The organism is Pseudoalteromonas sp. G5_S1_54_S4 (genome assembly GCF_054968565.1).
Window position 1 is genome coordinate 86,193 of record NZ_JBQKUL010000003.1, and the last position, 24,680, is coordinate 110,872.

The following is a 24,680-nucleotide window of genomic DNA, read 5'->3' on the forward strand; positions in this document are numbered from 1 at the left end:
TTAATAACTCATCGTTATTTAGAAACTATTTATGATATTGCGCACTTAATTCATGCACGGCGTTAATGAATACACCGGCATTTTCTGGGTCAACATCTGGTGTAATACCGTGGCCTAAATTAAATACATGGCCATTGCCAGTACCAAAGTCTTCTAAAATAGTACCAACCTCTTGGCGAATACGATCAGGCGTACCATGAAGCATTGATGGGTCCATATTACCTTGCAGTGCCACTTTATCGCCAACACGACGTTTAGCATCACCAATGTTAATAGTCCAATCTAAACCTACTGCGTCACAGCCCGTTGCGGCAATCGCTTCAATCCACTGACCACCGTTTTTGGTAAATAAAGTAACCGGTACTTTACGGCCATCGTATTCACGAATTAAGCCATCAACAATTTTATGCATGTATTGCAATGAAAATTCATTGTAATCACGCGGGCTTAGTACACCACCCCATGAGTCAAATACCATTAGCGATTGCGCACCCGCTTTAACTTGCGCGTTTAAGTAATCTATCACCGAATCAGCTAGTTTATCGAGTAATAAATGCAGTGTTTGCGGCTCAGCAAACGCCATTTTTTTGATTTTACCAAATACTTTACTGCTACCACCTTCAACCATGTAAGTTGCAAGTGTCCAAGGCGAACCAGAAAAACCAATTAATGGCACTTCGCCTTTAAGTTCACGACGAATAGTGCTCACTGCGTTCATTACATAGCCAAGCTCATCGGTAGGATCAAGTTTAGGAATTTTTTTAACATCAGCTAGTGACGAAATTGGGCGTTCAAACTTAGGGCCTTCGCCGGTTTCGAAGTACAAGCCTAATCCCATTGCATCGGGAATAGTTAAAATATCACTAAACAAAATAGCTGCATCTAATGGGTAACGGCGCAAAGGCTGTAATGTTACTTCACAGGCTAACTCAGCATTTCTACACAGGCTCATAAAATCGCCCGCTTGTGCACGTGTAGCACGGTATTCAGGTAAATAACGTCCTGCTTGACGCATCATCCATACCGGCGTGACATCAACAGGTTGCTTGGCAAGGGCACGTAAATAACGGTCGTTTTTTAATTCGCTCATAGCGTATAGAGTCCTAGGGCTTTTAGAAATTGTGCAAGATTGTACCACCATATTCACGCCCCCTCTATCGCTAAGCGATTAAATCGCTACAGAGTAGCGCTAGATCAAGTAATTTTTAATTTTCATGTTGTTTTGTACATAAAACAACCAAACAAACGTTAATAATAAAAACTTTTCATTAAACTATTTGCAACATCTAAAAAAGCTTGATATTGTATCCCCCGCGTTAACAAAACAATAACAAAAATTGTTAATATAAAAATAATAAAAATCCCTAATAAAAATAAGAATGCTTGTTTAAACAAGTCTAATAAAGAAATTAAACCACCGTAATAGGTGGTTTTTTCTTGCCTGGAATAAATTACTTACAACTTATACCCTTAAACAAAATTCCCTCTGGTATTACATCTATTTTACTTGTTGATATACACGCCAATTAAATATATCTTGGATAACATAAGTTTTATTTTTAATTTAAAAAATCCAACCCAGCTTAGGAGAAAAATTATGCTGAAGCGTGTAGAAAAAGCTCAACAAAAGTGGGGGGGTAGCCATACGGTCATCGATAATTGGTTAAACGAACGCCAAGAGCTGATTGTGCTTTACTGTAAAATTGCAGGCTTTTCACCTTATGAGAAAAAAGATCAGTCTTTGCCTGAACCATCACAAATTCAGGCATTTTGCCAAATTTTAATGGATTATTTATCGGCCGGCCACTTTGAAGTGTACGACGATATTGCTAAAGCCTGCGAAAAGAAAGGCCTAGAAAGCCAGCAACTCGCTAATACGATATACCCACGTATTTCAGATACCACTGACATCGCTCTGGATTTCAACGATAAGTACGCTGAGGTAGACGCTGAAGATTTACTAGAAGGCTTTGATAATGATCTTTCAGTAATGGGTGAAGCACTCGAAGCGCGCTTTGCACTTGAAGATGAGCTGATTGATAACTTATTTTCTAATCACACTGACTAATTAGTTATTCAACGTAATAAAAAAGGGACCTAAGGTCCCTTTTTTATTATCTATAACGCTTATTCTGCAGCGGCAGCTTCTGCATCATTTTGAATTTCTAATAATTCAACTTCAAAAATAAGTGTTGAATTAGCAGGAATTTTACCTAAGTCACGATCGCCGTAAGCAAGGTCTGAAGGAATAGTAAATTTGTACTTAGACCCTACAGGCATAAGTTGTAAACCTTCAGTCCAACCAGGAATTACACGGTTTAGTGGGAACGTTGTCGGCTCGTTACGTGAGTAAGAGCTATCGAACTCAGTACCGTCTAACAATGTGCCTTTATAATGTACTTTAACCACATCAGTTGCTACTGGTTTTGCGCCTTCGCCTTCGCTCATTACTTCGTACTGTAAACCAGACTCAGTAACCATCACGCCTTCTTTTTTAGCGTTATCAGCTAGGTATTTTTCACCTTCAGCTTTGCTTTTTTCAGACTCTACTTTTGCTTTTTCTTCTTGTTTATTACGCACTGACTCATCTAATGCTGTTAAAACTTCACGAATTTTCTCTTCGTCAATTTTTGCATTACCCGCAAGTGCATCTTCAAAGCCTCGCATTAATAAAGCTTGGTCTAATTCAATACCAATTTCTTTTTTATCCGCTAGGTCTTTATTTAAAAAGTTACCCACAGATGCACCAATACCGTACGCTTGTTGCTGTGCTACAGTATCTAGCTTAACGTCTGCTTGCTCTTTTTTTGCTTCTTGATTACAAGCTGTAAGCGCTAAAACTGACGCTGCAATCAATGACAATTTAATCGTCTTTCTCATTTTAAATCTCCGACACACTTTGCAGTTGCCATTTATTGTAATATTACTAGTTAAAGATTAACGGCCTACATGGTAGGCTGCTTGTTTAATAGCTAAACTAAAAACATATCCAGTGATTAGACAAACAACCTAGGCGTTTTTCGCAACCTAGTCTAACCTCTCAGTCACTAAGAGTTAAGAGGAAATACCTGTAATATGTCGTTATTTCGTACTTTTTTAGTCGCCACTTGCTGTTTATTAACAATTGCATGTAGTGATGAAAAACAACAAGCAGTGGCCAGTTTTGAGCACACTGCACAGGGCGCCTTTTCATCTGCGTTATCGCACGATGGTCAATACAGCTTAGTGTCTTCTATCAATCATGGGGTCGCCCTTTGGGATAATCAACAGCAAGCGCTTAAATACCAATGGTTTCAACAGCAAGCCGAAGATAGCTTAGTTTATGCCGTAGCCATTGCTTTTGATAATAGCGTGGCTGTTACCGCCGAAAAAACCACCTTTGCGGTCTGGGATATTGCCACTGGCAAAAATAAAGGTTTTTATAAAATACAAAAAGCCAGCATTCGCGATATTGCCATTAGCAACCAAGGCCAAAGTGTTGTTTACGGGCGCAGCGATGGCGTTGTGGTATTTATAAACCTTAACACTGGCAGACGCATTGAATTTTTAGGCCACCAAGATAAAGTAAACACCGTAGACCTATCACCTAATGGGCGCTATGCATTGAGCGGCTCTAACGATTATGTTGCCTACTTATGGGATACTCAAAGTGGGCAAGTAGTTCATCGCTTTAATCACCCAACCCGAGTAACGCAGGTCGCTTTAGATCCTCAAGGGCGCTATGCTTTTACCGCCGACAGTATGGCACAAGCAAATGTATGGAAGCTGACTACAGGTGACCTTGTTAGTAAACTAAAGTATATTGCGCGTCAGAAAATTTTTACCGCAGTGCGCTTTAACGATCAAGGCACTTTATTAGCAACCGGTTCACCCAATAAACGGGTTGATTTATGGCAGCTAACCAGCGGTGAAAAAGTTCAAACATGGCAAGTCACTCCGCGAGAAGGCAGTAAGCCCAAATCGGCAGTGGTACTTGATGTGGCATTTACAGATAACGGTAAATCATTGTTAACTGAAAGCTCAAGCGGAATCGCTGAGCGCTTTATTATAAGAGAACCAAATGAACACAATTGAACATCGGCTAATGGAACTTGAGGCTAAAGTGGCTTTTCAAGACGAAACAATTGAAATTTTGAATGATGAAATAAAAGTTCACCAGCAACAGTTGGCAAAAATAAAGCGCCAAACCGAGTTGCTGGCTGAAAAACTTAAAGAGTCGCAAGCATCGCAACCTATGATGTCGAATATGCCGGAGCCTCCGCCACCGCATTACTAAACTGTTTAGGTTTAGTCGCCTGGATTAAACACGCCAATGATCTGTTCAAATTGGCGTGTTGATGCCTGCACAGCCTGCTCTGGTTGAGCCATTTTATGACCACACTGCATACATTCAACTTTTTCTACGTCATGCTCTTTGTAGAGCATTAACATATCCATGGTTTTACACTCAGGACACGTTGCTCCAGCAATAAATCGTTTTTTATGTTTCACTTCGTTTTTCCTACCATTTTGACTGACGTTATTTTATCGCAATATTTGCCTACTTGATACGATTGATATAGCTAATAAGATCCGTGTTATAATGGCCGCAATTCAATCAAGGCACAGTAAAGTAACGTATTTATGATCCAAATCTCAGAAATAGAACTGCTTCGCGGTGGCAAAGCTTTATTAAAAAATGCATCGGCTACATTATTTCCAGAGCACAAAGTAGGCCTTGTTGGTGCTAATGGCTGTGGTAAGTCAACGCTATTTAGTTTATTAAAGTCTGAGCTTTCGTTAGATGGCGGTAATTGCAGTATTCCTAAAGATTGGTCACTGGCCTCAGTAAAACAAGAAACCCCCGCCCTTGAAATAAGCGCTATAGATTACGTACTGCAAGGCCACCCTGAATATTATGCGCTACGAATTGCTTTGCGTGAAGCTGAGCAAACCAATGATGGCGACACTCAAGCTAAAGTGCATATTCAGCTTGAAAATATTAAAGGCTATAGTATAGAAGCCAAGGCAGGAGAGCTGTTACATGGTTTAGGCTTTGCTAATAATCAAATAGAAAACCCAGTAAGTGCGTTTTCGGGTGGTTGGCGTATGCGTTTAAACTTAGCCCAAGCGCTTATTCGCGATGCCGACTTGCTGTTACTGGATGAGCCTACAAACCACCTTGATTTAGATGCTGTGTATTGGCTTGAGCGTTTTTTACGTGCCTACACTGGTACATTGGTACTGATATCTCATGACCGAGAGTTTTTAGACGCTGTGGTCGATCAAATTTGGCATATAGATAAACAACTTATTAATGTGTACAAAGGTAACTACTCGCAGTTTGAACGCCAAAAAGCTGAGCGTTTATTACAGCAGCAAGCCATGTTTGAAAAACAACAAGAACAAATTGCCCACTTAGAGCAGTTCATTACCCGCTTTAAAGCCAAAGCCAGTAAAGCCAAACAGGCACAAAGCCGTGTTAAAGCGCTAGAGCGCATGGAAAAACTTGCCCCAGCACATGTTGACTCGCCATTTGATTTTGAATTTGCTGAGCCAACCGCTCTGCCTAACCCGCTAATGACACTCGACAAAGCCAAAGCCGGTTATGGCGATGTCACCATTTTAAACAGTATTAAGCTGAACTTAGTACCAGGTAGCCGTATCGCGCTGCTTGGTAGAAATGGCGCAGGTAAATCAACACTTATTAAGCTGCTTTCTGGTGATTTACAACCTCAAGCGGGTGAAGTGTTTCAGCATCAGGGTTTAAACATTGGCTACTTTGCGCAGCATCAATTGGAATCACTTGATTTAAAAGCCAGTGCCGTCACTCACCTGCAACGCTTAAACCCTAAAGCTAGCGAACAATCACTGCGTGACTTTTTAGGCGGCTTTGCCTTTGTAGGCGATAAAGCACTCGACCCAGTTGCCCCCTTTTCAGGCGGCGAAAAAGCCCGTTTAGTGCTGGCTATGTTGGTTTATCAAAAACCAAATTTATTACTACTCGATGAGCCAACCAACCACCTTGATTTAGAAATGCGCCACGCATTGGTTATGGCATTGCAAGGCTTTGAAGGCGCTATGGTCACGGTATCGCATGATCGCCACATGCTTAAAAACACCGCTGATGAATTTTACTTAGTTGATAACGGCGAAGTTACTCAGTTTGGTTACGACCTAGACGCGTATTATCAGTGGCTGCTTAATGCTAATAAAGAAGCCGCTAAAAGCGACACCGATGACGAGCCAAAAGCCCACTCACAAGTAAACCGAAAAGAGCAAAAGCGCTTAGAGGCCGAGTTCAGAAAAGCGATTCAACCGCTTAAAAAGCAAATTGAAAAGCTTGAAAAACAATTGGATAAATTTGCTGCAGAATTAGCTGACGTTGAAGAGGCGCTCGGCGATAACACACTTTATAACGATGAAAATAAAGCTAAGCTCAAAGAGCTAATTACCAAGCAAGCCACTCTTACGCCTAAGCTTAATAATGTTGAAGAAGAGTTATTAATGGCCCTTGAAGAGATGGAACAAAAAGAACAGGCATTCGCCGATGAACTTGCTTAACAGCAACGATTTTTGGCAGTTTGCATGTCAGCTTTATAGCGAAGATGGCATGCAAGCGCGCCTGTTAGATTACCAAAACCTGCAAGGTAAAAACGTCAACCTATGCTTGTTGCTGTATTACTTAGATTCTCTCAATCTAGCTATTAACCAAACACAGCTGAGCAAGCTTGAACAATCTATTAGTGAATTTGAGCAGCAGGTATTAAAGCCTCTACGTACTACCCGCGCCTATTTAAAAACAATTCAAACCGAGATTACCGATTACGCCGCAATTCGAAAAGCACTTCTCGGCGCCGAGTTGAAGTTAGAAAAGCAGCAACAAATAATATTGATTGATGTAGTTAATAGTATGGATTTAACAGCCTGTTCAACGCCCAATAACAGCGATAAATATTTGGCATAATTTTTCACCATTATTTTCATCAGATCACTTATATTATGAATATTAGCTCGTTATATACGTGGTTACTTTAGTTTGTTTTATAAACCAAGCTGCATATCTTTGGCTTTGTATTGAAACACCTCTTCTAATGGCAAGTTAAAAACTATAGAAATTTTAAAAGCCACTTCTAGAGAGGGTGAATATTTATTTGCCTCAATTGCCATTACCGTTTGCCGAGTTACACCAATAGCATCTGCTAATTGCTTTTGCGTCATTTCATCGCGTAAAAAGCGTAATGTTCGAATAGAGTTAGTTATTACATACTCACTCATAAATATTACCCGTTCTACCTTTATAAAGCTGCGCTATATAGTTGACTATTTCGGCAATCAAAAAAGCACCTACCATGACGTGCATTGGTAAGTATGGAATATTATATTCGATAGCTGGGCCCCAGTTATTAGCTTCAATTTGATATTGAACAATAGCAACACAAATTCCCGTCTGTAATATTATGGCCTTGTATTTATAACCCACTAAATTTATTTGCTTTTCTCTCACATCAGGTGGCTGATTTAATTCATTATCACTGATAAATGAAAGTAATAAATAGCTCAATACTATAAGTATCACAGAATAAATTAACACCTGTAGCAATAAACCAGATAACCAAGAAACAGAACTAAGCTGCTGCGTACTCGCATTCATTAGGCTGTTTACATAAAAGTAAGATATGTACACGCTTACTAGTAAATCGATACTCAGCGTCAGTTCTCTAAAACTTATGCTTTGTAAAAGTTCTTTAAAGTGCTCTGAACGAGTCATATAAAGCTAACTCCAAGTAAAATATTTTTGACTTTAAAACTATAAGTTCACTCTTTAGCCATGTCAAATATATTTAACACCAGGTTTGTTTTATTTAACTTAAAACAAAGCAACGGTTATTCAAAGCTGAACTTTGCTGACCATCTTTATTATAAAAGTGATTAAAAAATCGCAGATAATTTACTAAAAAGTGCAAAATCGACTTAACTTTATTGATCAAAATCAACATCTGCATTGCCCATTTTATAATCTGTTAAATAGCTTGATCTGGATCATATCAAGCCCTGCCAAGCCAGCCTATGATTAACCCATAGACATCAGGAGGCCATTATGGACGTATTCTTTAGAGATTTTTTTAGCGACCCAGTACTATTTTTATCATTTGGATTTTTAGGCGTCGTTATTAGTTTATGCCTCTTCTTTGTGTATTTTTTCATGAAAAAAGTACACGATGCAGATATTAAAGAACAGCATTAAGCACGACGCACAAAGCGCCTTATTAGTTTACTGATTAGGCGCTTTTTATTTTTAAATATAAAAAATTTGCTACACTAGCGCTTCGTTTATTGCAAAGTGCGTAGTACAGACATGATCCCTAAGTTCAAACCCGCATGGTGGATGACCAACCGACACGTTCAAACCATAATGCCGCGTTTTTTTCGCCCTTTTCACCATACTCGCTACGAACTTGCGCAACTTGATACACCCGATGGTGACTTTATTGAGCTTGCCTGGTCACTCCCGCATAACGAAACGGCGCCGCTCGCAGTGGTACTTCATGGACTTGAAGGCAACATAAATAGTTTTTATGCCAAAGGCATGATGAAAGCATTAAAAAAGCAAGGGTTTGCAGTGGTGCTAATGCACTTTAGAAACTGCTCAACCGAAGTCAATCGCCTGCCAAGAGCCTACCATAGTGGCGACACTGCCGATTTAGCTTTTTTTATAAACCATTTAAAACAGCAATTTCCAAAGCGCCCGATTTTGGCGGTTGGCTTTTCATTGGGTGGTAATGTGCTGGCTAAATACTTAGGGGAAGAACACATTCACTGCCCGCTTAGTGCAGCCGCCGTGATATCTGCGCCCTATGATTTGTCATCATCTAGTGATGTTATTCGTAAAAGCTTAGGTAAAATTTACCAAAAATATTTGCTCGATCGGATGAAAAAGTCGATGCAACGCAAACTACCACAAATTAAACAGCAAATACCGATCACCACCGATCAGTTAATGGAAATTGACGATTTATTAGAGTTCGATAACCAGCTTACAGCACCGCTACATGGCTTTGAAAATGCGCACGACTACTACAAAAAAGCCAGTGCCATGCCGTATTTAAAAGATATTGCGACACCCACACTAATTATTCATGCCAAAGACGACCCTATGCTGTCGATTAAAGCGGTTCCAAGTAGTCAGGATGTAAGTGAGCATGTTACCCTGCGTATCTCTGAAAAAGGCGGCCACGTTGGCTTTATTAGCGGTAACAACCCATTTAAACCCGTGTTTTGGTTAGAGCAAGTGGTGCCTGATTATTTTAAGCAATGTGTATTTAATAACACCGATAAAGAGTGGCTATGATTATTCCTTTTGAACAACTTGATAAAGACACACTGTACAACCTAATTGAAAGCTACGTTTTGCGCGAAGGCACTGACTATGGCGAACAAGAGTTCAGTATTGAAAGTAAAGTAGCGCAAGTAAATCAGCAATTAAAAAGCGGCGAAGCTATGGTGTTTTTCTCTGAACTACATGAGTCGGTCACCATAATTTCTAAAAGTGAATTCAAAGCACTACAAAGTGAAGCGCAATTCGACGAGTAAACTTGTCAGACACGGCGTAAAAATAGACAATGGCTTTTTTAACTTAAAGAGCCATTATAAATGATAAAACTAAGCTCAATAGTTATTGCAATGTCGATTGCATTAACAGGTGCAGTACACGCAGAAATTACTCCCTCAGATAAAGCAATTAAGCTTGCGCACGATACCATTTTAATCGATACCCACATTGATGTACCTTACCGTATTCACGCAAAATGGACTGATGTAACTAAAGCTACTGATGGCGGCGATTTTGATTACCCTCGCGCTGTAAAAGGCGGTTTAAACGCGCCATTTATGTCGATTTATATTCCTGCTCATTTAGAGTTTGAAGGCAAAGGCAAAAGCTTTCAATTAGCGAATCAACTTATTGATGGTATGGAAGCAATTGCACAACGTGCACCTGACAAGTTTGCCATTGCCAGCTCAACAAGCGATATCGAAGCACAATTTAAGCAAGGTAAAATGTCGATTGCTATGGGCATGGAAAACGGCTCACCCATTGAAGGCGATTTAAACAACCTACAGCATTTTTTTGACCGTGGTGTGCGCTATATCACCCTTGCTCACTCGCAAAGCAACCATATTTCTGACTCATCATACGATATTCGTCGCAAGTGGAAAGGCCTAAGCCCATTTGGTAAAGAGCTAGTAAAAGAGATGAATAACATCGGCATGCTGATTGATGTGTCGCATATTTCGGACGATGCGTTTTATCAAGTGATGGAACTGTCTAACACCCCTGTGATTGCATCACACTCATCACTACGTAAATACACACCAGGTTTTGAGCGTAATATGAATGACGACATGTTATTAGCTCTTAAAAAGAACGGTGGTGTTATTCAAATTAACTTTGGTTCAAGCTTTGTTACTGCTAAAGCAGGTACGTGGGGCAAACAGTTAAAAAGTAAAAAAGAAGCGGTAAAAAAAGATGGTACTAAGTTAAGTAAAGATTTTGATGCGATGTACCGCGCTAAAAACCCTTACCCATTTGCAAGCTTAGAGCAAGTGCTTGATCATATTGATCACGTTGTGAAGTTAATTGGTATAGAGCATGTTGGTATTGGCTCTGATTACGACGGCGTAGGTGACTCACTGCCTATCGGCTTAAAAGATGTGTCTAGCTACCCAAACCTTGTACAAGGCTTAATGGATAGAGGCTACAGCGATAGCGATATTAAAAAGATTTTAAGCGGCAATACGCTAAGAGTGTGGAAGCAAGCTGAGCAATACGCAAAATCTCATTAAGCTTTACGCGCTAGGCTTAGGTCTAGCGCTTATAGCCACTTTAAACACCGTATTTCGCCACTCACGCCCGCATTCTTAATTAACCCGTATATTTAACCCTCATTTAACACACTTTTTAACAGACTTATATTTCGAAAACAGATAAATTACCCATTTTAGAGGCTGATTATTTTATGACTATAAACAAAGGAACTATTGCGATTGCTATAGCAACACTTGCCTTGGTAATTTCATGCTACGGAACATTTTTTAAAGATCAGGCCAGTTCGCTTAATAAACCCAACCAGCAACAGCTAAGCTCCACAGTTTCTATTAGTACTCCTGCAGAATACCAGCAATCAAATGAAACCCTAATTGACGAACTAAGCAAGAAAGTAAGTTCGCTACAACGCAAAATAGCAAACTTAAAACTGCACGCTAATGACTCTTATCAAGAACAAGATACCGACGAATTTAAGGAGCTTGTTCTTGACGTACTAGAGGAAAAACAGCAGCAAGAAGATGAAAAACGACGTGAGCAAAATCCTCTTTATAGCTTTTATGCAGATTTACCAGAAGACTATGATTTAAGGATCAAATCAGAACCTGATTATGCTAAACAAATAAACTCTCAATTAAGAGAGCAAACTTTAGATCCAAGCATCTCTGATTTAAATAGGTTAGCTGCACTGAGCCAACTGCAAATGAATATGTATATTCTAAATAAATCTACTATGCCTGAGTATGACTATGAAGTAGTAGGTAACATTTTAAATTTAGCGAACAACAGTAGTAACGAAAAATTTAAAATTCAAGCTGTTGAGCTATCAACTCAAACACCGGTACTTGATTACCGCCTTGCAGAGCAATTTACAAACTTGTTAGAGCAAGACACGAATGATTATATCCGTCGCTTAGCTGCACAAGGGTTGATGGCGCAATACTACCAAGCTCAAAATAAACAAGATGGCTATACAAAGCAAATGGCGCAACATCTACTTTCAGTTTATGACAATACCTCTGACAATGCAGTCAGGGCAACGCTTGACGAAATGATGGGTAACCAAGACATGCTTGATGAATTACGTAAGAATGCTGGTTACTAACTAATTAAGTCCATACTCCTACTTTGTTACAGCAATAACATTAATAATTACACTTTACCTCAGAAATAAAAAAACCGAGACTGAGCTCGGGTTTTATTAATGCTTAATGCATTACAACTAATGATTACTCTACGATAGTTGCTACAAAGCGTCTACTCCTAAGGTAAGAGCGCCACCTTCATGCTTTATCCTCTGAGTTCGATAAAACTCAACCCATGCTACGATGATCAAATTAATACCGCTTTGCTCTGCCTGAAGCCTCGCACCTAATACCTGAAACCTGTATTTTTCTTGAGACATTAAAAAGCCCGACGCTAAGCTTGGTTTTTTTCGTATTAATTAGCTAGGTTAATTATTACTCGTTGAACGTTGCTACAAAGCGCCTACCCCTATGGTAAGAGCGCCACCTTCACATGAAGTAAATTGCAGACATTAAAAAACCCGAGGCTAAGCTCGGGTTTTTTCGTATTAATTAGCTAGGCTAATTATTACTCTACGATAGTTGCTACAACACCAGCACCTACAGTACGGCCACCTTCACGGATAGCGAAACGAAGACCTTCGTCCATCGCGATTGGCGCGATTAGCGTTACTGTCATCTTAACGTTATCACCAGGCATTACCATTTCTACGCCTTCTGGTAACTGTACGTCACCTGTTACGTCAGTTGTACGGAAGTAGAACTGTGGACGGTAACCTTTGAAGAATGGAGTATGACGACCACCTTCATCTTTCGAAAGTACGTATACTTCTGAAGTGAATGTAGTGTGTGGCTTGATTGAACCAGGCTTAGCTAGTACTTGACCACGTTCAACGTCTTCACGCTTGGTACCACGTAAAAGTGCACCAATGTTCTCACCAGCACGACCTTCGTCAAGAAGCTTACGGAACATTTCAACACCAGTACAAGTAGACTTAGTCGTCTCTTTGATACCAACGATTTCAACTTCGTCATTCACGTTGATGATACCAGCTTCAACACGGCCAGTTACAACAGTACCACGACCTTGGATTGAGAAAACGTCTTCGATAGGCATGATGAATGGCTTATCGATGTCACGCTCTGGCTCTGGAATGTAAGAATCTAGTGCTTCTGCAAGCTCTACGATTTTAGCTTCCCATTGCTCTTCGCCTTCAAGTGCTTTAAGTGCAGAACCTTGAATTAGTGGTAAGTCATCACCAGGGAAGTCGTATTCAGAAAGAAGTTCACGAACTTCCATTTCTACTAGCTCAAGTAGCTCTTCATCATCAACCATGTCACATTTGTTCATGAACACAACGATGTAAGGAACGCCAACTTGGCGAGAAAGTAGGATGTGCTCACGAGTTTGTGGCATAGGACCGTCAGTCGCAGCAACTACTAAGATAGCGCCGTCCATTTGAGCAGCACCAGTGATCATGTTTTTAACATAATCGGCGTGACCAGGACAATCTACGTGTGCGTAGTGACGAGTTGGTGTGTCGTACTCAACGTGTGAAGTTGAGATTGTGATACCACGCTCGCGCTCTTCTGGAGCGTTATCGATTGATGCGAAATCTTTAGCAACACCGCCGTATACTTTTGCAAGTACGTTAGTGATTGCTGCAGTTAGTGTAGTTTTACCGTGGTCAACGTGGCCGATTGTACCAACGTTTACGTGCGGTTTTACGCGTTCAAACTTTTCTTTTGCCATGACGGAACCTATCAGTTTTGTGTATCTAGATTACATATGAAAATAATCCACCATAGGTAGATTAAGTTAATTTTTTCAAATTTCAAATAGTTTTTTCTGACAGATAAAGGAAGTGTTTAAGGCGATTCGATTGACTGGTGCTGATAGGCAGATTTGAACTGCCGACCTCACCCTTACCAAGGGTGCGCTCTACCAACTGAGCTATATCAGCATCATCAAATTGGAGCGGGCAGCGGGAATCGAACCCGCATCATCAGCTTGGAAGGCTGAGGTAATAGCCATTATACGATGCCCGCTTTAAGGAACCTGTTCTTAAACTACCTCTAACCGTCTAGAATAAAGTGGTGGAGGGAGCTGGATTCGAACCAGCGAAGGCTGAGCCGTCAGATTTACAGTCTGATCCCTTTGGCCGCTCGGGAACCCCTCCACGATAATTCTTTACTAAGCACTTCCGGTAAAAGGAAAGTGGTGCCGACTAACCGAGTCGAACGGTTGACCTACTGATTACAAGTCAGTTGCTCTACCAGCTGAGCTAAGTCGGCACTGCTTTAGTACGGGGCGAGATTCTAGAGTAAGGTTTATTGGGATGCAACCAAAAAATTAAAAAAAATGTGATTTAATGCTTCAAACGCTCACTATTCGCGCAAAAAGCTGTTTTTTTGTTGTTTTTAACTCTTTTTAGCTAGCTCGTACCAGTAATTTAAGCCTTTCATTACTAGCATTGGGTCGAAAATACTCTGTGAAAAATGCCCTTGTAATAGCTGACCATAACCACCAGCAAAAATTAAGAGGCTATTTTTTGTATTTAAATGCAGCCTTGCTTGCTCAATTGCGCCAATAGTTGCCACTAAAGCACCATTTTTTAATCCGTTAGGAGTGTTTTTGCCAAGCTCATTAGCAAATGGCGTGTTTTCATCATCAAATACGCGCTGAGTATTTTGAGTGAGTGATGAGGTCATTAAATCAAGCCCTGGTAATATCCAACCACCTAAGTGCTGCCCATCATTATTGAGAACGTCTATGGTGGTAGCCGTGCCAGCATCAACAACAATAGCAGCCATATTAGGGTAAAGCGTATAACCGCTAATAAGTGCCAACCATCTATCTATACCCAAATTACCTACTTGCTGATACGCGCAGCGTAACCCACTAAGCTCACTACTAACCGTAGCCTCAAAACAATCAATATTATACGTTTTGGCTTGCGCTAATAATTGTTTAAGTAACTCGCTACGACCAACACAAGCGTAAATAACAACCGTAATTTGCTGCCATGAAATATTATTAATATCACATGGCTGTATTTGCCCGTTTTCCCACAATACGGCTTTGAGTGAAGTATTACCTACATCAATTAACAATCTCATGCTTGCGCCTTTCTTAATGAAATCTCGCCGCCATAATAACTTTTTACTTCGCCGTCTTGGCGAATACGTACACCACCGTGCGCATCTATACCTTCACAAATGCCACGCCAACTACGATGCCCAGTATTAAGCTCTACCTGCTCGCCTGCAAACGCATTTAATGCATTCCATTGTTGATACATAGTTTGTAAGCCGTTCTCGCGATATTGCGCTAAGCGCTGCTCTAACCAATAAGTTAATGAAGCTACTAATTGATTTTTATCTAGCTGCTGGGTGTGCTGACTTAAATCAGTCCATGCTTGGTCAATGTGCTGACTGGCACTTTGTGGCATATTTAAATTAATACCAATTCCTATCACCAACTGACACGGTCCTTGTGGTTGCCCGTCTAATTCAACTAATACGCCAGCGAGCTTTTGTTTGTTTATGTAAATGTCGTTTGGCCACTTTAACTCTACATCAATACCATAAAGTGCTTTTATCGCATCATACACCGCTAAACCAACAGCAATCGATACACCCATAGCGGCTTGTAAACCATCATCTAATCGCCAAAAATAGCTGTAGTATAAGTTGGCACCAAATGGCGATTGCCATACACGCCCTCGACGCCCCCGACCTGCTTGCTGCATTTCGGCAACGATTACCGTGCCCGACTGAAGTGGTGTTTTAGCCTGAATGCGGCGCATTAGTTCGCTGTTGGTTGAATCAATGAGCGGCTGCACTTCAATATTAGCGATATTTTGCCCTAACTCAGCATAAAGCTGTTGTATTTTTTCCTGATTAAGTAACCCTACTTGGTTATTTAAGCAATAGCCTTTGCCTGTAACTTTAAATACATCTAAGCCCATAGCTTGTAGGCTTTGAATGTGTTTACTAACAGCGGCACGACTAATTCCTAATTCCTCTCCTAAAGCTTGCCCAGAGACAAACCCGCCTTTATTAAGCGCATTTAAAATAGCCAGCTTGTTTCCATCAGGTGCTTTCATGCTGATTGCTCCAAAGAGATATGGCATTCATTGTGTTGATCAATTAACCGCACTTCGTGTTCTAAGCTTATGTTATAGCGCGCTAAAACAGTGTTTTGAATATGGGTGATCATGCTGATCAAATCATCCCCTGTACTGTGACCATGGTTAACGAGCACCAAAGCTTGCTGCTGATGCACTTCAATACCGGCAATCTTATATCCCTTTAACCCCGCTTGTTCTATTAACCACCCCGCTGCGACTTTATGATGACCGGCTCCGTGTGGGTAATGAGGTAACTCAGGAAACTGCGCAAGTAACGGCACTAACGCAGCATTCGTAATAATTGGGTTTTTAAAAAAACTCCCAGCATTAGCTAGTTTATAAGGGTCTGGGAGTTTGCTATTGCGTGTTTGTATCACCTGCTCACATACTTGCTGTGGCGTCGGATTTTTTAGTTGTTGAAGCGGCCCATAACTGAGTACTGGTTGCCATATTTTTGGCAGTTTAAAGTGCACTTGGGTGATCACCGCTTTATTTTTTAACGCGTGTTTAAAAACCGATTCACGATAAGCAAAGTGGCATTGCTGATTAGTTAAAGATTTGAAGCAGTTGCTATTAATATCAAAATAGTCAACAGCTTCTATAAATTGTGCTATTTCTACACCGTAGGCACCAATATTTTGCACTGGCGCAGCACCGACTGTGCCAGGTATGAGTGCTAAATTTTCAAACCCTGCTATGCTTTGCTCAAGCAAGTAAGTCACTAATTGATGCCAATTTTCACCGGCAGCCGCACTGACTAAAAAATCATTTTCCCGTTCAGTAATATTAATTCCTTGGGTCGCCATTTTAATAACCGTGCCAGCATAATCATTTAAAAAAATGGTATTACTGCCCTCCCCTAACAGACAAAAAGGCGCGTTAAAGCTCTGAGTTTGAAGCTGCGCTGAGTCGGTGATCTCAATAAAATTTTGGCATTGGCTACTTAATGCAAATGTATGTAGGGGTTGTAATGAGTGCGCCACAAGGGTCCTAAGGGTACCAGTAATTAATCGCTCTAGTTTAACTCATCGTCGCAAATTGCGCATCAGCTTGTAAAAATTGTTCAACCCACTGTGGCAATCATGTTATAAAACGGGTACTTTTTTATTTGTACTCAAGGTAATTATGAAAATCAAACCTCTTTTTTTAAGCCTCGCTATGGCCGGTATGTGCTCGCAAGCAATGGCTAGCGCTATTGATCAAAATTCCTACGCCAACCTTGATGATGTTATCACCACGCATTTAAACCTTGATTTAGACATCGACTTTGCCGACAAGCAATTAGAAGGTTTTGTTGAGCATACGCTACAATGGCAAAACGCGAAAAGCACAAAGCTAGTACTTGATACCCGCGATCTTGATATTGATAAAGTGATGTATCAAACAGCCAATGGCAATTGGCATAAAGCCAGTTTTAACCTTGCTAATCGCGACGATGTTAAAGGCTCAAAACTAACCATTACATTTAAAAGCCAAGCTGAAAAAGTCCGTATTTACTACAACAGTCGCCCAGAAGCGTCGGGCTTACAGTGGTTAACGCCAGAGCAAACAGCCAGTAAAACGCACCCGTTTATGTATAGTCAATCGCAAGCGATACATGCACGTAGTTGGATCCCTGTGCAAGATACACCGGCAATGCGTGTGACTTATTCTGCACGTATTCATACCCCTGAAGATGTGCGTGCGGTAATGAGTGCCGATAATAAAGATGCCCTTTATAAAGACGGTGATTACCACTTCAATATGCCACAAGCAATTTCGCCTTACTTAATTGCGATTGGTGCTGGTAACTTAGAATTTAAAGCGATGTCTAAACAAACCGGTATTTTTGCTGAACCGACTATTTTGGATGCCTCAGTTGCTGAATTTAATGACACCCAAGCGATGATCGACAAAACCAATGCGATGTATGGTGAATATGCTTGGGGTCGCTATGACTTACTTATGCTACCGCCTAGCTTCCCTTTTGGTGGCATGGAAAACCCGCGTCTATCATTTATTACCCCAACCGTTGTTGCTGGCGATAAAAGCCTCGTTAACCTGATTGCACATGAGCTTGCTCACTCTTGGTCTGGTAACCTAGTAACCAATGCCACATGGGAAGACTTATGGTTAAACGAAGGATTTACCTCTTACGTTGAAAACCGCATTATGGAAGAAGTATTTGGTCGCGACCGTGCAGTAATGGAGCAAGCGCTTGATGCAGCTGGCCTACGTGCGCAACTTAAAACCATTGATGCACCAGACACTCGCCTTAATTTAAAACTTAATGGCCGCGATCCGGATGATGCGTTTAGCTCAGTGCCTTACACAAAGGGTCAGCTATTTTTAATCTACCTAGAAGAAAAATATGGCCGTGATAAGTTTGATGACTTTGTTAAAACTTACTTTAATGAATTTGCGTTTAAATCGCTAACCACTGCGCAATTTGTGACTTACATCAAAGCTAACTTAATTGAAAAGTACCCTGGTGTAGTGAGCATGGATAAAGTGAACGAGTGGATTTTTGAGCCTGGTTTACCAAGTGATGCACCTAACCCTACCTCTGATGCGTTCGATAAAGTAGATGCTGCAACACAAGCATGGTTAAAGGGGGATACAACTGCCGCACAATTACCTACTGCAAATTGGACAGTGCATGAGTGGCTGCACTTTTTAAATAACCTACCGCGCGATTTAAGCATTGAAAAAATGACTGAATTAGACGGCGAGTTTAACTTAACCCAATCAACTAACGCAGAACGCGCATTTGCATGGTACATGCTAGCAGTGGGTAACGGTTACCAACCGATTTACCCTGCGCTTGATAAACACTTATCGGGTATTGGTCGTCGTAAGCTAATAGTGCCACTTTACAAAGCACTTATTACACATGGTAAAAAAGACTGGGCACAAAGCGTGTACTTAAAAGCACGTCCGGGTTATCACCCACTTGCACAAGGTACCATTGACGCGTTATTTGAATAAATAATAGCGTTACCAATAAACTAAAAAGGGCCAATTTGGCCCTTTTTTAATGCTTAATTATTTTGTTACTTTATCTAAAAAAGCCTGCCTTTCAGCGAGCGTTGCTTGTTGCCACCAAAAGTCGAGCATATTTGCCGCACTTGGCATGCCTTTTCCATTAATTGGCGTAATCGGTTTTATGGGACGACTCGGTTTTTGCGGGCCCGCTGGGATTGCTGTTGTTTGCTGTTTAAACTGTGCGCTTTGAACTTGTCGTTCGGCAATAATATTTAATGGCTTAGCTAAGGTGCTGCCTTTTGCTTTTAAACTCACTTGCGGTGCCTCAGCAAATACTTTTGCCGCTACCGCATTTTCAGCACGATTAAATACTAAGGTGTAATCTTTACCCGCTTCAATGGTTACATTCACCCAAAAAGGTTCTGATTCAATCACTTCATGATCGTCATAACCTAAGTCATATAAATCTGTGTATTTAAGTTTTAGCTGATAAGTACCCGGTGCTAATTCAACATCATCAACACGACTAAAAAGCGAACTTTCAATTATTCGTTCACCCACTTGCAAAGGAACAAATTCCTCAGGAAAGTGAATATTTTCTGCCAAACTCGATGCACTCACTAAGAGCGCCGCTACACTGCCTAATAATATTGATTTACGCATAATTACTCCTTTAGTTGATTTCAGTTTGACACTGCTAGCAAAATTTGTCATTAGTGACACATATATTAATCAAATAAATTAGAGTCATCATTATGAGCCAAGAGACTATTTTTACTAAAATTATTAATCGCGAAATTCCAGCAGATATTATTTACGAAGACGATGACACGCTAGCGTTTAAAGACATTAATCCTCAAGCGCCATTTCATGTATTAATTATTCCCAAGCAACCAATTGCCACTATAAATGATATAAATAATGAAAACTCACATTTAGTTGGTAATTTATACACGGTCGCCGCAAAACTGGCCAAGCAACACAACTTTAGCGATGACGGCTACCGCGTTGTGATGAACTGTAATGAACATGGTGGCCAAACTGTGTATCACATACATTTACATATGCTCGCAGGTAAAGAAATGGGCTGGCCTCCATACCAAGAAACTAAAAAAACGGCGCTATAGTGCTTAGTTAAATCTTAGATTAGTTTAAAAAAATCAAAAATACGGCGTTTTTCTTACTACACGAAAAAAAACAATTACTTATTTGCAACATTTTATGTTTAAATAATCGGAAATCGCACCTTTTCTCCAGTGAAATAATGATTTTCTAATACAAAAGGTGTGTAGGGATTGTGGTAAAATTAATTAGCCAGCTTTATAAAAGAGTAAAAAAACATGAGCAGTTCAGCCTTTTTGTTGTTAGATGAAGAACCAATTAACACTATTGGTATTAACGTTTTAGAGCCATTGTTAAAAACGCAAGGCCTTGACGTAACTACGGGTACAAATATTTTAGATGTTCCGGTAGGTACTCGCTTATTGTTCATTGAAACATCAAGTAAAGACGCATGGACAAAGCTAAAAGAGCAACTCGTTAATTTACGCATCAAGTGCGATATTGTGTTGTTCAATTTAGATGAAAACCCAGAGCTTGCTAATCGCGCATTACTTAGCGGTATTCGTGGTGTATTTTACACCACAGATAATGCCGATGTACTCATGAAAGGGATTCGTTTATTACTCGAAGATCAGCTTTGGTATCGTCGTGACATTATGTGTAATGCGCTTAACCGCATGCTGCAATTTAATAAAGATGCGCTGCATAAGCTAACTGATGGTGATATTGAACCAATAAAGCTAACGAAGCGTGAAAAAGCAATTATCTCGTTAATGAGTAATGGCTCTAAAAATAAAGAAATTGCTGAAGAGTTAAGTATTAGCCCGCATACGGTAAAAACTCATTTATACAGTGCATTTAGAAAAACTAAATGTCGCAACCGTATTGAATTACTTTCTTGGGCACAACAAAACATTCCTGACGAAATTCGTTAACGTTTGTTTGAATAAATACCATACAGGCACTTTAAGTGCCTGTTTTTATATCTTCTTTAAAAAACGCTGTTGGGGTCTTAATGCTCGACTCATTTACGCTTTATTTTGCCAGTATCGCCGTTATAACAGTGATGACGCTACTGAACTTTTTAACCTGGCGTACCAATAAGCATGTTCCCGGCACGTTACTTTATATTTTCTATCCTTTACTGCTATTAGCTGCCATTGTTAGTTTTGCGCTAATAAGCAAAATTCCTGATCAGATTGCCATTACCCTTGCTAATAACATGATGTTTTTAGCCTCTATTGTGCATTGTTTGTCACTGAGTCAATTTTTAAATTATCATGGTCGTGGCCTTAAGTTTGTTTGCCTATTTACAGCGCTCAGCGCTTTGCTGCTTGTTTATTTCACATTTTTACAGCCCTCAATGCGCTCACGGGTATATATTTCTGATTTGCAGCATATTGTAGAGGCCACTTTTTTATTATTTATATTTATAAAATATGCGCGAAAACCCTATCCTAACGCCAGTATTGTTTACATAATTATTTTAACTTTAGTTGCAGCAAGTTTTATTACCCGAAGCCTATTTATGGATGACATTGCACAACAGGATGCCATTTTAAATTCATGGTTTAACTCACTGTTATTTTTAAATAGTGTTATTGCCCCCATGTTCTATGCTGCAGGTATGGCGTTGTTATGTAATGAGCGCAGGGAATTACGACTTAATAAACTCACCGAAAAAGCTCATAAAGATTTAGAAATTCGCGGACTGTTTTTATCCACCATCAGTCATGAAATACGCACACCACTAAACGGCATATTAGGCAGTGCACAACTGGTATTAAATCAAACCAGCGACAGCCGTAACAAAGCCTATTGTGAGGCCATTATCAACTCAGCTGAGTCACTCAACTTACTGGTAGATAAAGTGCTGGAATATGCAAGCTTAGATCAGCACGACGAAGCCCTGTACGAAGAAGACATAGAGTTTAAAACGTGGCTGCAAAACTTATGTTTGCTGTTAAGCCCTCTGGCCGAACAAAAACAACTTAAATTTGAGCTCGCCTGTAATATCCCCGACAAAGCCTGTTACTACTGCGACCAACAAAAACTCAGACAAATTATTATTAACCTTGTAGGTAATGCGATTAAATTTACCGATACGGGGATGGTAAAAGTACAAATAGACTTAATTAATGAAACCCAGCTAGATCATACCCTTAAAGTAAGCGTACTCGATTCAGGTCCCGGTATTGAAAAAGATGAAATTGATTATTTAACTGAGCCCTACATTCAAAGCAGTGCCGGTAAAGAAAAAGGCGGAACAGGCCTAGGACTAGCTATAACCAGTCGCCTTCTCGATAAAATTAATAGCCAGCTAGAAATTACCAGTGAGCTGGGAGTAGGCAGTGTCTTTAGCTTTAACATGACGTTAGCTATTGGTGAGCTTAGCCTTGTAGAGCAACGCCACCAAAGTAAGGATTATTTAACTGGGCTTGATGTGTTACTTGTTGAAGATTTAGATTTAAACCAAAAAATAGCTGTTGAATTTATGGCTGACGACGAGCATAAAATTAAGCTCGCTAAAGATGGCAAAAGTGCGATTGAGTTGATGAAAAAATACCACTTTGATGTGGTGCTACTTGATATGAACTTACCCGATTTAACAGGGCAACAGGTACTAAAAACTCTCAAACGGGTGGAGCATAAAAATCAGCGAACGCCAGTGCTGGCCTTTACTGCCAGTTTGAGCCCTGATGAAATAAAAGAATACTTAGCACTGGGTATTAAAGACATTGTTGGCAAGCCATTAAAGCAAGAGAAACTACGCCAAGCACTGAGTGATTCACAGTCAACACAAACAGCTAATATTGCCGTCGAGCTGGTTGATACGTTATACGATGAAACCGCAACAGAGACCCTTACAAGCTCTTTTAGTATTGATGAAGTGTCTTCTATCTATAATGAATTTATTCTTTCTGCTCGTAATAAGCTGAGCCGTTGCCAAGCTTTATTAGAGCAAGACCCCGAGCAATGCATTAAGTTATTACATCGCCAAGCCAGCACCGCTATGCAACTTGGTTTTAATAGCTATGGACTGGCACTGAAAAAAATAGAACGGCGCTTACTTGATAAAAAGCCATTAAATAACTCATTAAATGAAGCCAGCACACTGTGGCAACACAGTTTAGAAGCGTATTTGAAGTATGTGCGGCAAGGACTAGGGTAAAACGGCTACAGGCTATCAAGTTTTACTACAGTGACAAATAATCAAGTATTTTCACTATTTATACTGTTATTTTCTGCCGTATATATCGTCAAATCGCTCTATATCGCTTTCATCTAAAATGGCACCCGTTTGAACTTCAATAACAACTAAGGGCTCGAGCTGATTATTCGCTAAACTGTGCAGCTGTTTTGCTGCAATATAACAAGATTGGTCGTGGGTCAGCGTTAAGCTTTGCTGATCAATACATATATCTGCAGTGCCCGACACCACAACCCAATGCTCAGCGCGATGCTGATGACGCTGCGTTGAGAGCCTAGCCCCACTATTAACGGTTATTTTTTTTACTTTAAAACCGATACTTTCTACCAGCGTACGATAATTTCCCCAAGGGCGGTAAACCACCTGATGGTGTGTCAGTTTGTTATTATGTGTTGTTGCCAATTGCTTGAGTAATAACGGGAGGGCATCAAGCGCATTTTGATCAGCAATTAAAGTGGCGTCGTGGGTATGAATAACCGCTAAATCGCTTACCCCTAACGTCGCTATTGTGTGTCTATCTTCGCTAATAACTAAGTTGTTACTACTGTTTTGGGCGATATGTTCTTGGTGTGGGCTATTACCCTGTGGCTCTTTTTTACTTAGCGCTGCCAGTGCAGAAAAACTACCCACATCGCTCCAATTTAATGCAACGGGCATTACCACCACATTATTACTACGCTCTAAAATAGCATAATCAATCGAGTCACTTGGGCAAGATTCAAGTGCATGAGTATTTGCTCTTGTAAACGCTAAGTCTTGTTTAAAATCAGTGGCACTAGCAGCACTTTTAGCTATTTTTGGCGCAAAGCGTTCCAGCTCTTTTAGATATGCAGCGGGAGTAAATAAAAACATGCCACTGTTCCAACTATAACCGCCCTCAGTTAAATAGGTTGATGCAGTTGCTAAATCAGGTTTTTCTTTAAACTGGTCTACCTCAAAGCAAGCAGTACCTATAATTGCTGTGCCCTGTTTGATATAGCCATAACCGGTATGCGGCTCTGTTGGCGTAATTGAAAATGTAACTAATTTACCTTGCTCAGCCAGTGTCACCGCATCAGATAACTGAGCAGTTAATGGCGTAAAATCTTCAATATAATGATCGGCAGGCATCACCAACAAAGGACCTGTAATATTATTTTTTAATGCATAGTGCGCGGCAAGGGCAATGGCTGGTGCGGTATTTTTGCCTTCTGGCTCAAGTACTATGGCATTGGGCTTTGCAAATGCTGCCTGCTGCGCGGCAATAAATCGATGCTGCTCATTACAGACCAAAATAGCGGGATTAAAGTCCTCAGTTGCAACACGCACTAACGTGCTTTGCAATAACGACTGCTGGTTTTTATTATCAAGCAAAGATAAAAACTGCTTTGGCATTGCTTGGCGCGACAGCGGCCAAAGCCGTGTGCCAATACCGCCAGCTAAAATTACCGGTGTAACAAGGGTTGTATTCATAAAGCCGCCAATAAAAATATCAGCGGCTA

General features: G+C 40.4%; 24 protein-coding genes and 4 tRNA genes. 13 read left to right on the forward strand and 15 right to left on the reverse strand.

Annotated features, from left to right (window positions below; translation table 11 throughout):
• Positions 1-25 precede the first annotated feature (25 nt).
• A complete protein-coding gene (hemE, locus tag ACTRWE_RS02305; protein ID WP_013466162.1) occupies positions 26-1,090 on the reverse strand; it encodes a uroporphyrinogen decarboxylase in 1,065 nt (354 codons plus the stop codon).
• Between the two features lie 507 nt (positions 1,091-1,597).
• Here hemE and ACTRWE_RS02310 point away from each other — a divergent pair.
• Entirely contained in the window at positions 1,598-2,068 is a 471-nt protein-coding gene (locus ACTRWE_RS02310) for an Rsd/AlgQ family anti-sigma factor (protein WP_013466164.1), read from the forward strand.
• Between the two features lie 59 nt (positions 2,069-2,127).
• Here ACTRWE_RS02310 and fkpA read toward each other — a convergent pair whose 3' ends face one another.
• Positions 2,128-2,880 (reverse strand): FKBP-type peptidyl-prolyl cis-trans isomerase, encoded by a 753-nt coding sequence (gene fkpA, locus ACTRWE_RS02315; RefSeq protein WP_462879446.1) that lies wholly within the window; start codon positions 2,878-2,880, stop codon positions 2,128-2,130.
• Between the two features lie 195 nt (positions 2,881-3,075).
• Here fkpA and ACTRWE_RS02320 point away from each other — a divergent pair, with 195 nt between their 5' ends.
• Together ACTRWE_RS02320 and ACTRWE_RS02325 are read left to right on the forward strand one after the other, a co-directional pair.
• The gene (locus ACTRWE_RS02320; protein ID WP_462879447.1) at positions 3,076-4,074 is read left to right on the forward strand and encodes a WD40 repeat domain-containing protein; all 999 of its coding nucleotides are present in this window, start codon (positions 3,076-3,078) and stop codon (positions 4,072-4,074) included.
• Complete coding sequence (locus ACTRWE_RS02325; RefSeq protein ID WP_013466167.1) at positions 4,061-4,276, forward strand: SlyX family protein; 216 nt, start codon at positions 4,061-4,063, stop codon at positions 4,274-4,276. The genes ACTRWE_RS02320 and ACTRWE_RS02325 overlap by 14 nt, the downstream gene beginning before the upstream one ends.
• An 11-nt stretch (positions 4,277-4,287) precedes the next feature.
• Here the strand turns inward: ACTRWE_RS02325 and ACTRWE_RS02330 are convergent, their stop codons facing one another.
• The gene (locus tag ACTRWE_RS02330; RefSeq protein ID WP_008114218.1) at positions 4,288-4,491 is read right to left on the reverse strand and encodes a YheV family putative zinc ribbon protein; all 204 of its coding nucleotides are present in this window, start codon (positions 4,489-4,491) and stop codon (positions 4,288-4,290) included.
• 132 nt (positions 4,492-4,623) lie between these two features.
• On the opposite strand from ACTRWE_RS02330, the gene ACTRWE_RS02335 reads away from it, so the two are divergent.
• Both ACTRWE_RS02335 and ACTRWE_RS02340 read left to right on the forward strand, forming a co-directional pair.
• Entirely contained in the window at positions 4,624-6,543 is a 1,920-nt protein-coding gene (locus tag ACTRWE_RS02335) for an ATP-binding cassette domain-containing protein (RefSeq protein ID WP_462879448.1), read from the forward strand.
• A complete protein-coding gene (locus ACTRWE_RS02340; protein WP_013466170.1) occupies positions 6,530-6,946 on the forward strand; it encodes a TIGR02444 family protein in 417 nt (138 codons plus the stop codon). Before ACTRWE_RS02335 ends, ACTRWE_RS02340 begins: the two co-directional genes overlap by 14 nt.
• A gap of 77 nt (positions 6,947-7,023) precedes the next feature.
• Here the strand turns inward: ACTRWE_RS02340 and ACTRWE_RS02345 are convergent, their stop codons facing one another.
• Positions 7,024-7,257, reverse strand: a complete 234-nt coding sequence (locus ACTRWE_RS02345; RefSeq protein ID WP_013466171.1) for a helix-turn-helix transcriptional regulator — start codon at positions 7,255-7,257, stop codon at positions 7,024-7,026.
• Positions 7,250-7,750 carry a hypothetical protein gene (locus ACTRWE_RS02350; protein ID WP_016900071.1) on the reverse strand — a complete coding sequence of 167 codons (501 nt, stop codon included), beginning with the start codon at positions 7,748-7,750 and terminating at the stop codon, positions 7,250-7,252. Before ACTRWE_RS02350 ends, ACTRWE_RS02345 begins: the two co-directional genes overlap by 8 nt.
• Before the next feature lie 588 nt (positions 7,751-8,338).
• Here ACTRWE_RS02350 and ACTRWE_RS02355 point away from each other — a divergent pair.
• The 4 genes from ACTRWE_RS02355 (at position 8,339) to ACTRWE_RS02370 (ending at position 11,909) form a co-directional block, all read left to right on the forward strand.
• Positions 8,339-9,331, forward strand: coding sequence for a hydrolase (locus ACTRWE_RS02355; RefSeq protein ID WP_028834817.1), 993 nt, complete (start codon positions 8,339-8,341; stop codon positions 9,329-9,331).
• Positions 9,328-9,573, forward strand: coding sequence for a YheU family protein (locus ACTRWE_RS02360; RefSeq protein WP_008114225.1), 246 nt, complete (start codon positions 9,328-9,330; stop codon positions 9,571-9,573). Before ACTRWE_RS02355 ends, ACTRWE_RS02360 begins: the two co-directional genes overlap by 4 nt.
• 60 nt (positions 9,574-9,633) lie before the next feature.
• Positions 9,634-10,824, forward strand: a complete 1,191-nt coding sequence (locus ACTRWE_RS02365) for a dipeptidase (RefSeq protein WP_462879449.1) — start codon at positions 9,634-9,636, stop codon at positions 10,822-10,824.
• A gap of 173 nt (positions 10,825-10,997) precedes the next feature.
• A complete protein-coding gene (locus ACTRWE_RS02370) occupies positions 10,998-11,909 on the forward strand; it encodes a hypothetical protein (protein WP_462879450.1) in 912 nt (303 codons plus the stop codon).
• Between the two features lie 488 nt (positions 11,910-12,397).
• Here the strand turns inward: ACTRWE_RS02370 and tuf are convergent, their stop codons facing one another.
• The 8 genes from tuf to murB all read right to left on the reverse strand — a co-directional run bounded on the left by tuf (position 12,398) and on the right by murB (position 16,945).
• Positions 12,398-13,582: an elongation factor Tu gene (tuf, locus tag ACTRWE_RS02375; protein ID WP_036980581.1), complete on the reverse strand. Its 1,185-nt coding sequence runs from the start codon at positions 13,580-13,582 to the stop codon at positions 12,398-12,400.
• Positions 13,583-13,717: 135 nt separating this feature from the next.
• Positions 13,718-13,793: transfer RNA gene (locus tag ACTRWE_RS02380), tRNA-Thr, on the reverse strand.
• 10 nt (positions 13,794-13,803) lie between these two features.
• Positions 13,804-13,878: transfer RNA gene (locus ACTRWE_RS02385), tRNA-Gly, on the reverse strand.
• 46 nt (positions 13,879-13,924) lie between these two features.
• Positions 13,925-14,009 (reverse strand) — tRNA-Tyr (locus ACTRWE_RS02390).
• 39 nt (positions 14,010-14,048) lie between these two features.
• A tRNA-Thr gene (locus tag ACTRWE_RS02395) sits at positions 14,049-14,124 on the reverse strand.
• Between the two features lie 126 nt (positions 14,125-14,250).
• A complete protein-coding gene (locus ACTRWE_RS02400; protein WP_076922306.1) occupies positions 14,251-14,949 on the reverse strand; it encodes a type III pantothenate kinase in 699 nt (232 codons plus the stop codon).
• On the reverse strand, positions 14,946-15,938 hold the full coding sequence (gene birA / locus ACTRWE_RS02405; protein WP_033103519.1) for a bifunctional biotin--[acetyl-CoA-carboxylase] ligase/biotin operon repressor BirA: 993 nt from the start codon (positions 15,936-15,938) through the stop codon (positions 14,946-14,948). Before birA ends, ACTRWE_RS02400 begins: the two co-directional genes overlap by 4 nt.
• Positions 15,935-16,945, reverse strand: coding sequence for a UDP-N-acetylmuramate dehydrogenase (gene murB, locus ACTRWE_RS02410; RefSeq protein WP_013466182.1), 1,011 nt, complete (start codon positions 16,943-16,945; stop codon positions 15,935-15,937). Before murB ends, birA begins: the two co-directional genes overlap by 4 nt.
• Positions 16,946-17,087: 142 nt before the next feature.
• Between murB and ACTRWE_RS02415 the strand changes: the two genes are divergently transcribed.
• Entirely contained in the window at positions 17,088-18,929 is a 1,842-nt protein-coding gene (locus tag ACTRWE_RS02415; protein WP_058155358.1) for a M1 family metallopeptidase, read from the forward strand.
• Between the two features lie 57 nt (positions 18,930-18,986).
• On the opposite strand, the gene ACTRWE_RS02420 is transcribed toward ACTRWE_RS02415, so the two are convergent.
• Positions 18,987-19,589: a DUF2057 domain-containing protein gene (locus ACTRWE_RS02420; protein WP_036957060.1), complete on the reverse strand. Its 603-nt coding sequence runs from the start codon at positions 19,587-19,589 to the stop codon at positions 18,987-18,989.
• Positions 19,590-19,681: 92 nt separating this feature from the next.
• Here ACTRWE_RS02420 and ACTRWE_RS02425 point away from each other — a divergent pair, with 92 nt between their 5' ends.
• From ACTRWE_RS02425 to ACTRWE_RS02435, 3 genes are all read left to right on the forward strand, one after another.
• Positions 19,682-20,053 carry a histidine triad nucleotide-binding protein gene (locus tag ACTRWE_RS02425; protein WP_013466185.1) on the forward strand — a complete coding sequence of 124 codons (372 nt, stop codon included), beginning with the start codon at positions 19,682-19,684 and terminating at the stop codon, positions 20,051-20,053.
• A 213-nt stretch (positions 20,054-20,266) separates the two neighbouring features.
• Positions 20,267-20,923, forward strand: coding sequence for a helix-turn-helix transcriptional regulator (locus ACTRWE_RS02430; RefSeq protein WP_008108518.1), 657 nt, complete (start codon positions 20,267-20,269; stop codon positions 20,921-20,923).
• 80 nt (positions 20,924-21,003) lie between these two features.
• Positions 21,004-23,160, forward strand: a complete 2,157-nt coding sequence (locus ACTRWE_RS02435) for a response regulator (protein ID WP_462879451.1) — start codon at positions 21,004-21,006, stop codon at positions 23,158-23,160.
• A gap of 66 nt (positions 23,161-23,226) precedes the next feature.
• On the opposite strand, the gene ACTRWE_RS02440 is transcribed toward ACTRWE_RS02435, so the two are convergent.
• Positions 23,227-24,651: a mannose-1-phosphate guanylyltransferase/mannose-6-phosphate isomerase gene (locus ACTRWE_RS02440; protein WP_462879452.1), complete on the reverse strand. Its 1,425-nt coding sequence runs from the start codon at positions 24,649-24,651 to the stop codon at positions 23,227-23,229.
• Positions 24,652-24,680 lie beyond the last annotated feature (29 nt).

What these genes read in the sequence shown, in the direction of transcription:
- ACTRWE_RS02400 (WP_076922306.1), bottom strand. Translation starts at nt 14,949, where the DNA reads ATGAGATTGTTAATTGATGTAGGTAATACTTCACTCAAAGCCGTATTG.
- ACTRWE_RS02325 (WP_013466167.1), top strand. Translation starts at nt 4,061, where the DNA reads ATGAACACAATTGAACATCGGCTAATGGAACTTGAGGCTAAAGTGGCT.
- ACTRWE_RS02340 (WP_013466170.1), top strand. Translation starts at nt 6,530, where the DNA reads ATGAACTTGCTTAACAGCAACGATTTTTGGCAGTTTGCATGTCAGCTT.
- ACTRWE_RS02355 (WP_028834817.1), top strand. Translation starts at nt 8,339, where the DNA reads ATGATCCCTAAGTTCAAACCCGCATGGTGGATGACCAACCGACACGTT.
- ACTRWE_RS02430 (WP_008108518.1), top strand. Translation starts at nt 20,267, where the DNA reads ATGAGCAGTTCAGCCTTTTTGTTGTTAGATGAAGAACCAATTAACACT.
- ACTRWE_RS02350 (WP_016900071.1), bottom strand. Translation starts at nt 7,750, where the DNA reads ATGACTCGTTCAGAGCACTTTAAAGAACTTTTACAAAGCATAAGTTTT.
- ACTRWE_RS02425 (WP_013466185.1), top strand. Translation starts at nt 19,682, where the DNA reads ATGAGCCAAGAGACTATTTTTACTAAAATTATTAATCGCGAAATTCCA.
- ACTRWE_RS02320 (WP_462879447.1), top strand. Translation starts at nt 3,076, where the DNA reads ATGTCGTTATTTCGTACTTTTTTAGTCGCCACTTGCTGTTTATTAACA.
- ACTRWE_RS02420 (WP_036957060.1), bottom strand. Translation starts at nt 19,589, where the DNA reads ATGCGTAAATCAATATTATTAGGCAGTGTAGCGGCGCTCTTAGTGAGT.
- ACTRWE_RS02370 (WP_462879450.1), top strand. Translation starts at nt 10,998, where the DNA reads ATGACTATAAACAAAGGAACTATTGCGATTGCTATAGCAACACTTGCC.
- ACTRWE_RS02335 (WP_462879448.1), top strand. Translation starts at nt 4,624, where the DNA reads ATGATCCAAATCTCAGAAATAGAACTGCTTCGCGGTGGCAAAGCTTTA.
- ACTRWE_RS02360 (WP_008114225.1), top strand. Translation starts at nt 9,328, where the DNA reads ATGATTATTCCTTTTGAACAACTTGATAAAGACACACTGTACAACCTA.
- tuf (WP_036980581.1), bottom strand. Translation starts at nt 13,582, where the DNA reads ATGGCAAAAGAAAAGTTTGAACGCGTAAAACCGCACGTAAACGTTGGT.
- fkpA (WP_462879446.1), bottom strand. Translation starts at nt 2,880, where the DNA reads ATGAGAAAGACGATTAAATTGTCATTGATTGCAGCGTCAGTTTTAGCG.
- birA (WP_033103519.1), bottom strand. Translation starts at nt 15,938, where the DNA reads ATGAAAGCACCTGATGGAAACAAGCTGGCTATTTTAAATGCGCTTAAT.
- hemE (WP_013466162.1), bottom strand. Translation starts at nt 1,090, where the DNA reads ATGAGCGAATTAAAAAACGACCGTTATTTACGTGCCCTTGCCAAGCAA.
- ACTRWE_RS02365 (WP_462879449.1), top strand. Translation starts at nt 9,634, where the DNA reads ATGATAAAACTAAGCTCAATAGTTATTGCAATGTCGATTGCATTAACA.
- ACTRWE_RS02435 (WP_462879451.1), top strand. Translation starts at nt 21,004, where the DNA reads ATGCTCGACTCATTTACGCTTTATTTTGCCAGTATCGCCGTTATAACA.
- ACTRWE_RS02345 (WP_013466171.1), bottom strand. Translation starts at nt 7,257, where the DNA reads ATGAGTGAGTATGTAATAACTAACTCTATTCGAACATTACGCTTTTTA.
- ACTRWE_RS02310 (WP_013466164.1), top strand. Translation starts at nt 1,598, where the DNA reads ATGCTGAAGCGTGTAGAAAAAGCTCAACAAAAGTGGGGGGGTAGCCAT.
- ACTRWE_RS02440 (WP_462879452.1), bottom strand. Translation starts at nt 24,651, where the DNA reads ATGAATACAACCCTTGTTACACCGGTAATTTTAGCTGGCGGTATTGGC.
- ACTRWE_RS02415 (WP_058155358.1), top strand. Translation starts at nt 17,088, where the DNA reads ATGAAAATCAAACCTCTTTTTTTAAGCCTCGCTATGGCCGGTATGTGC.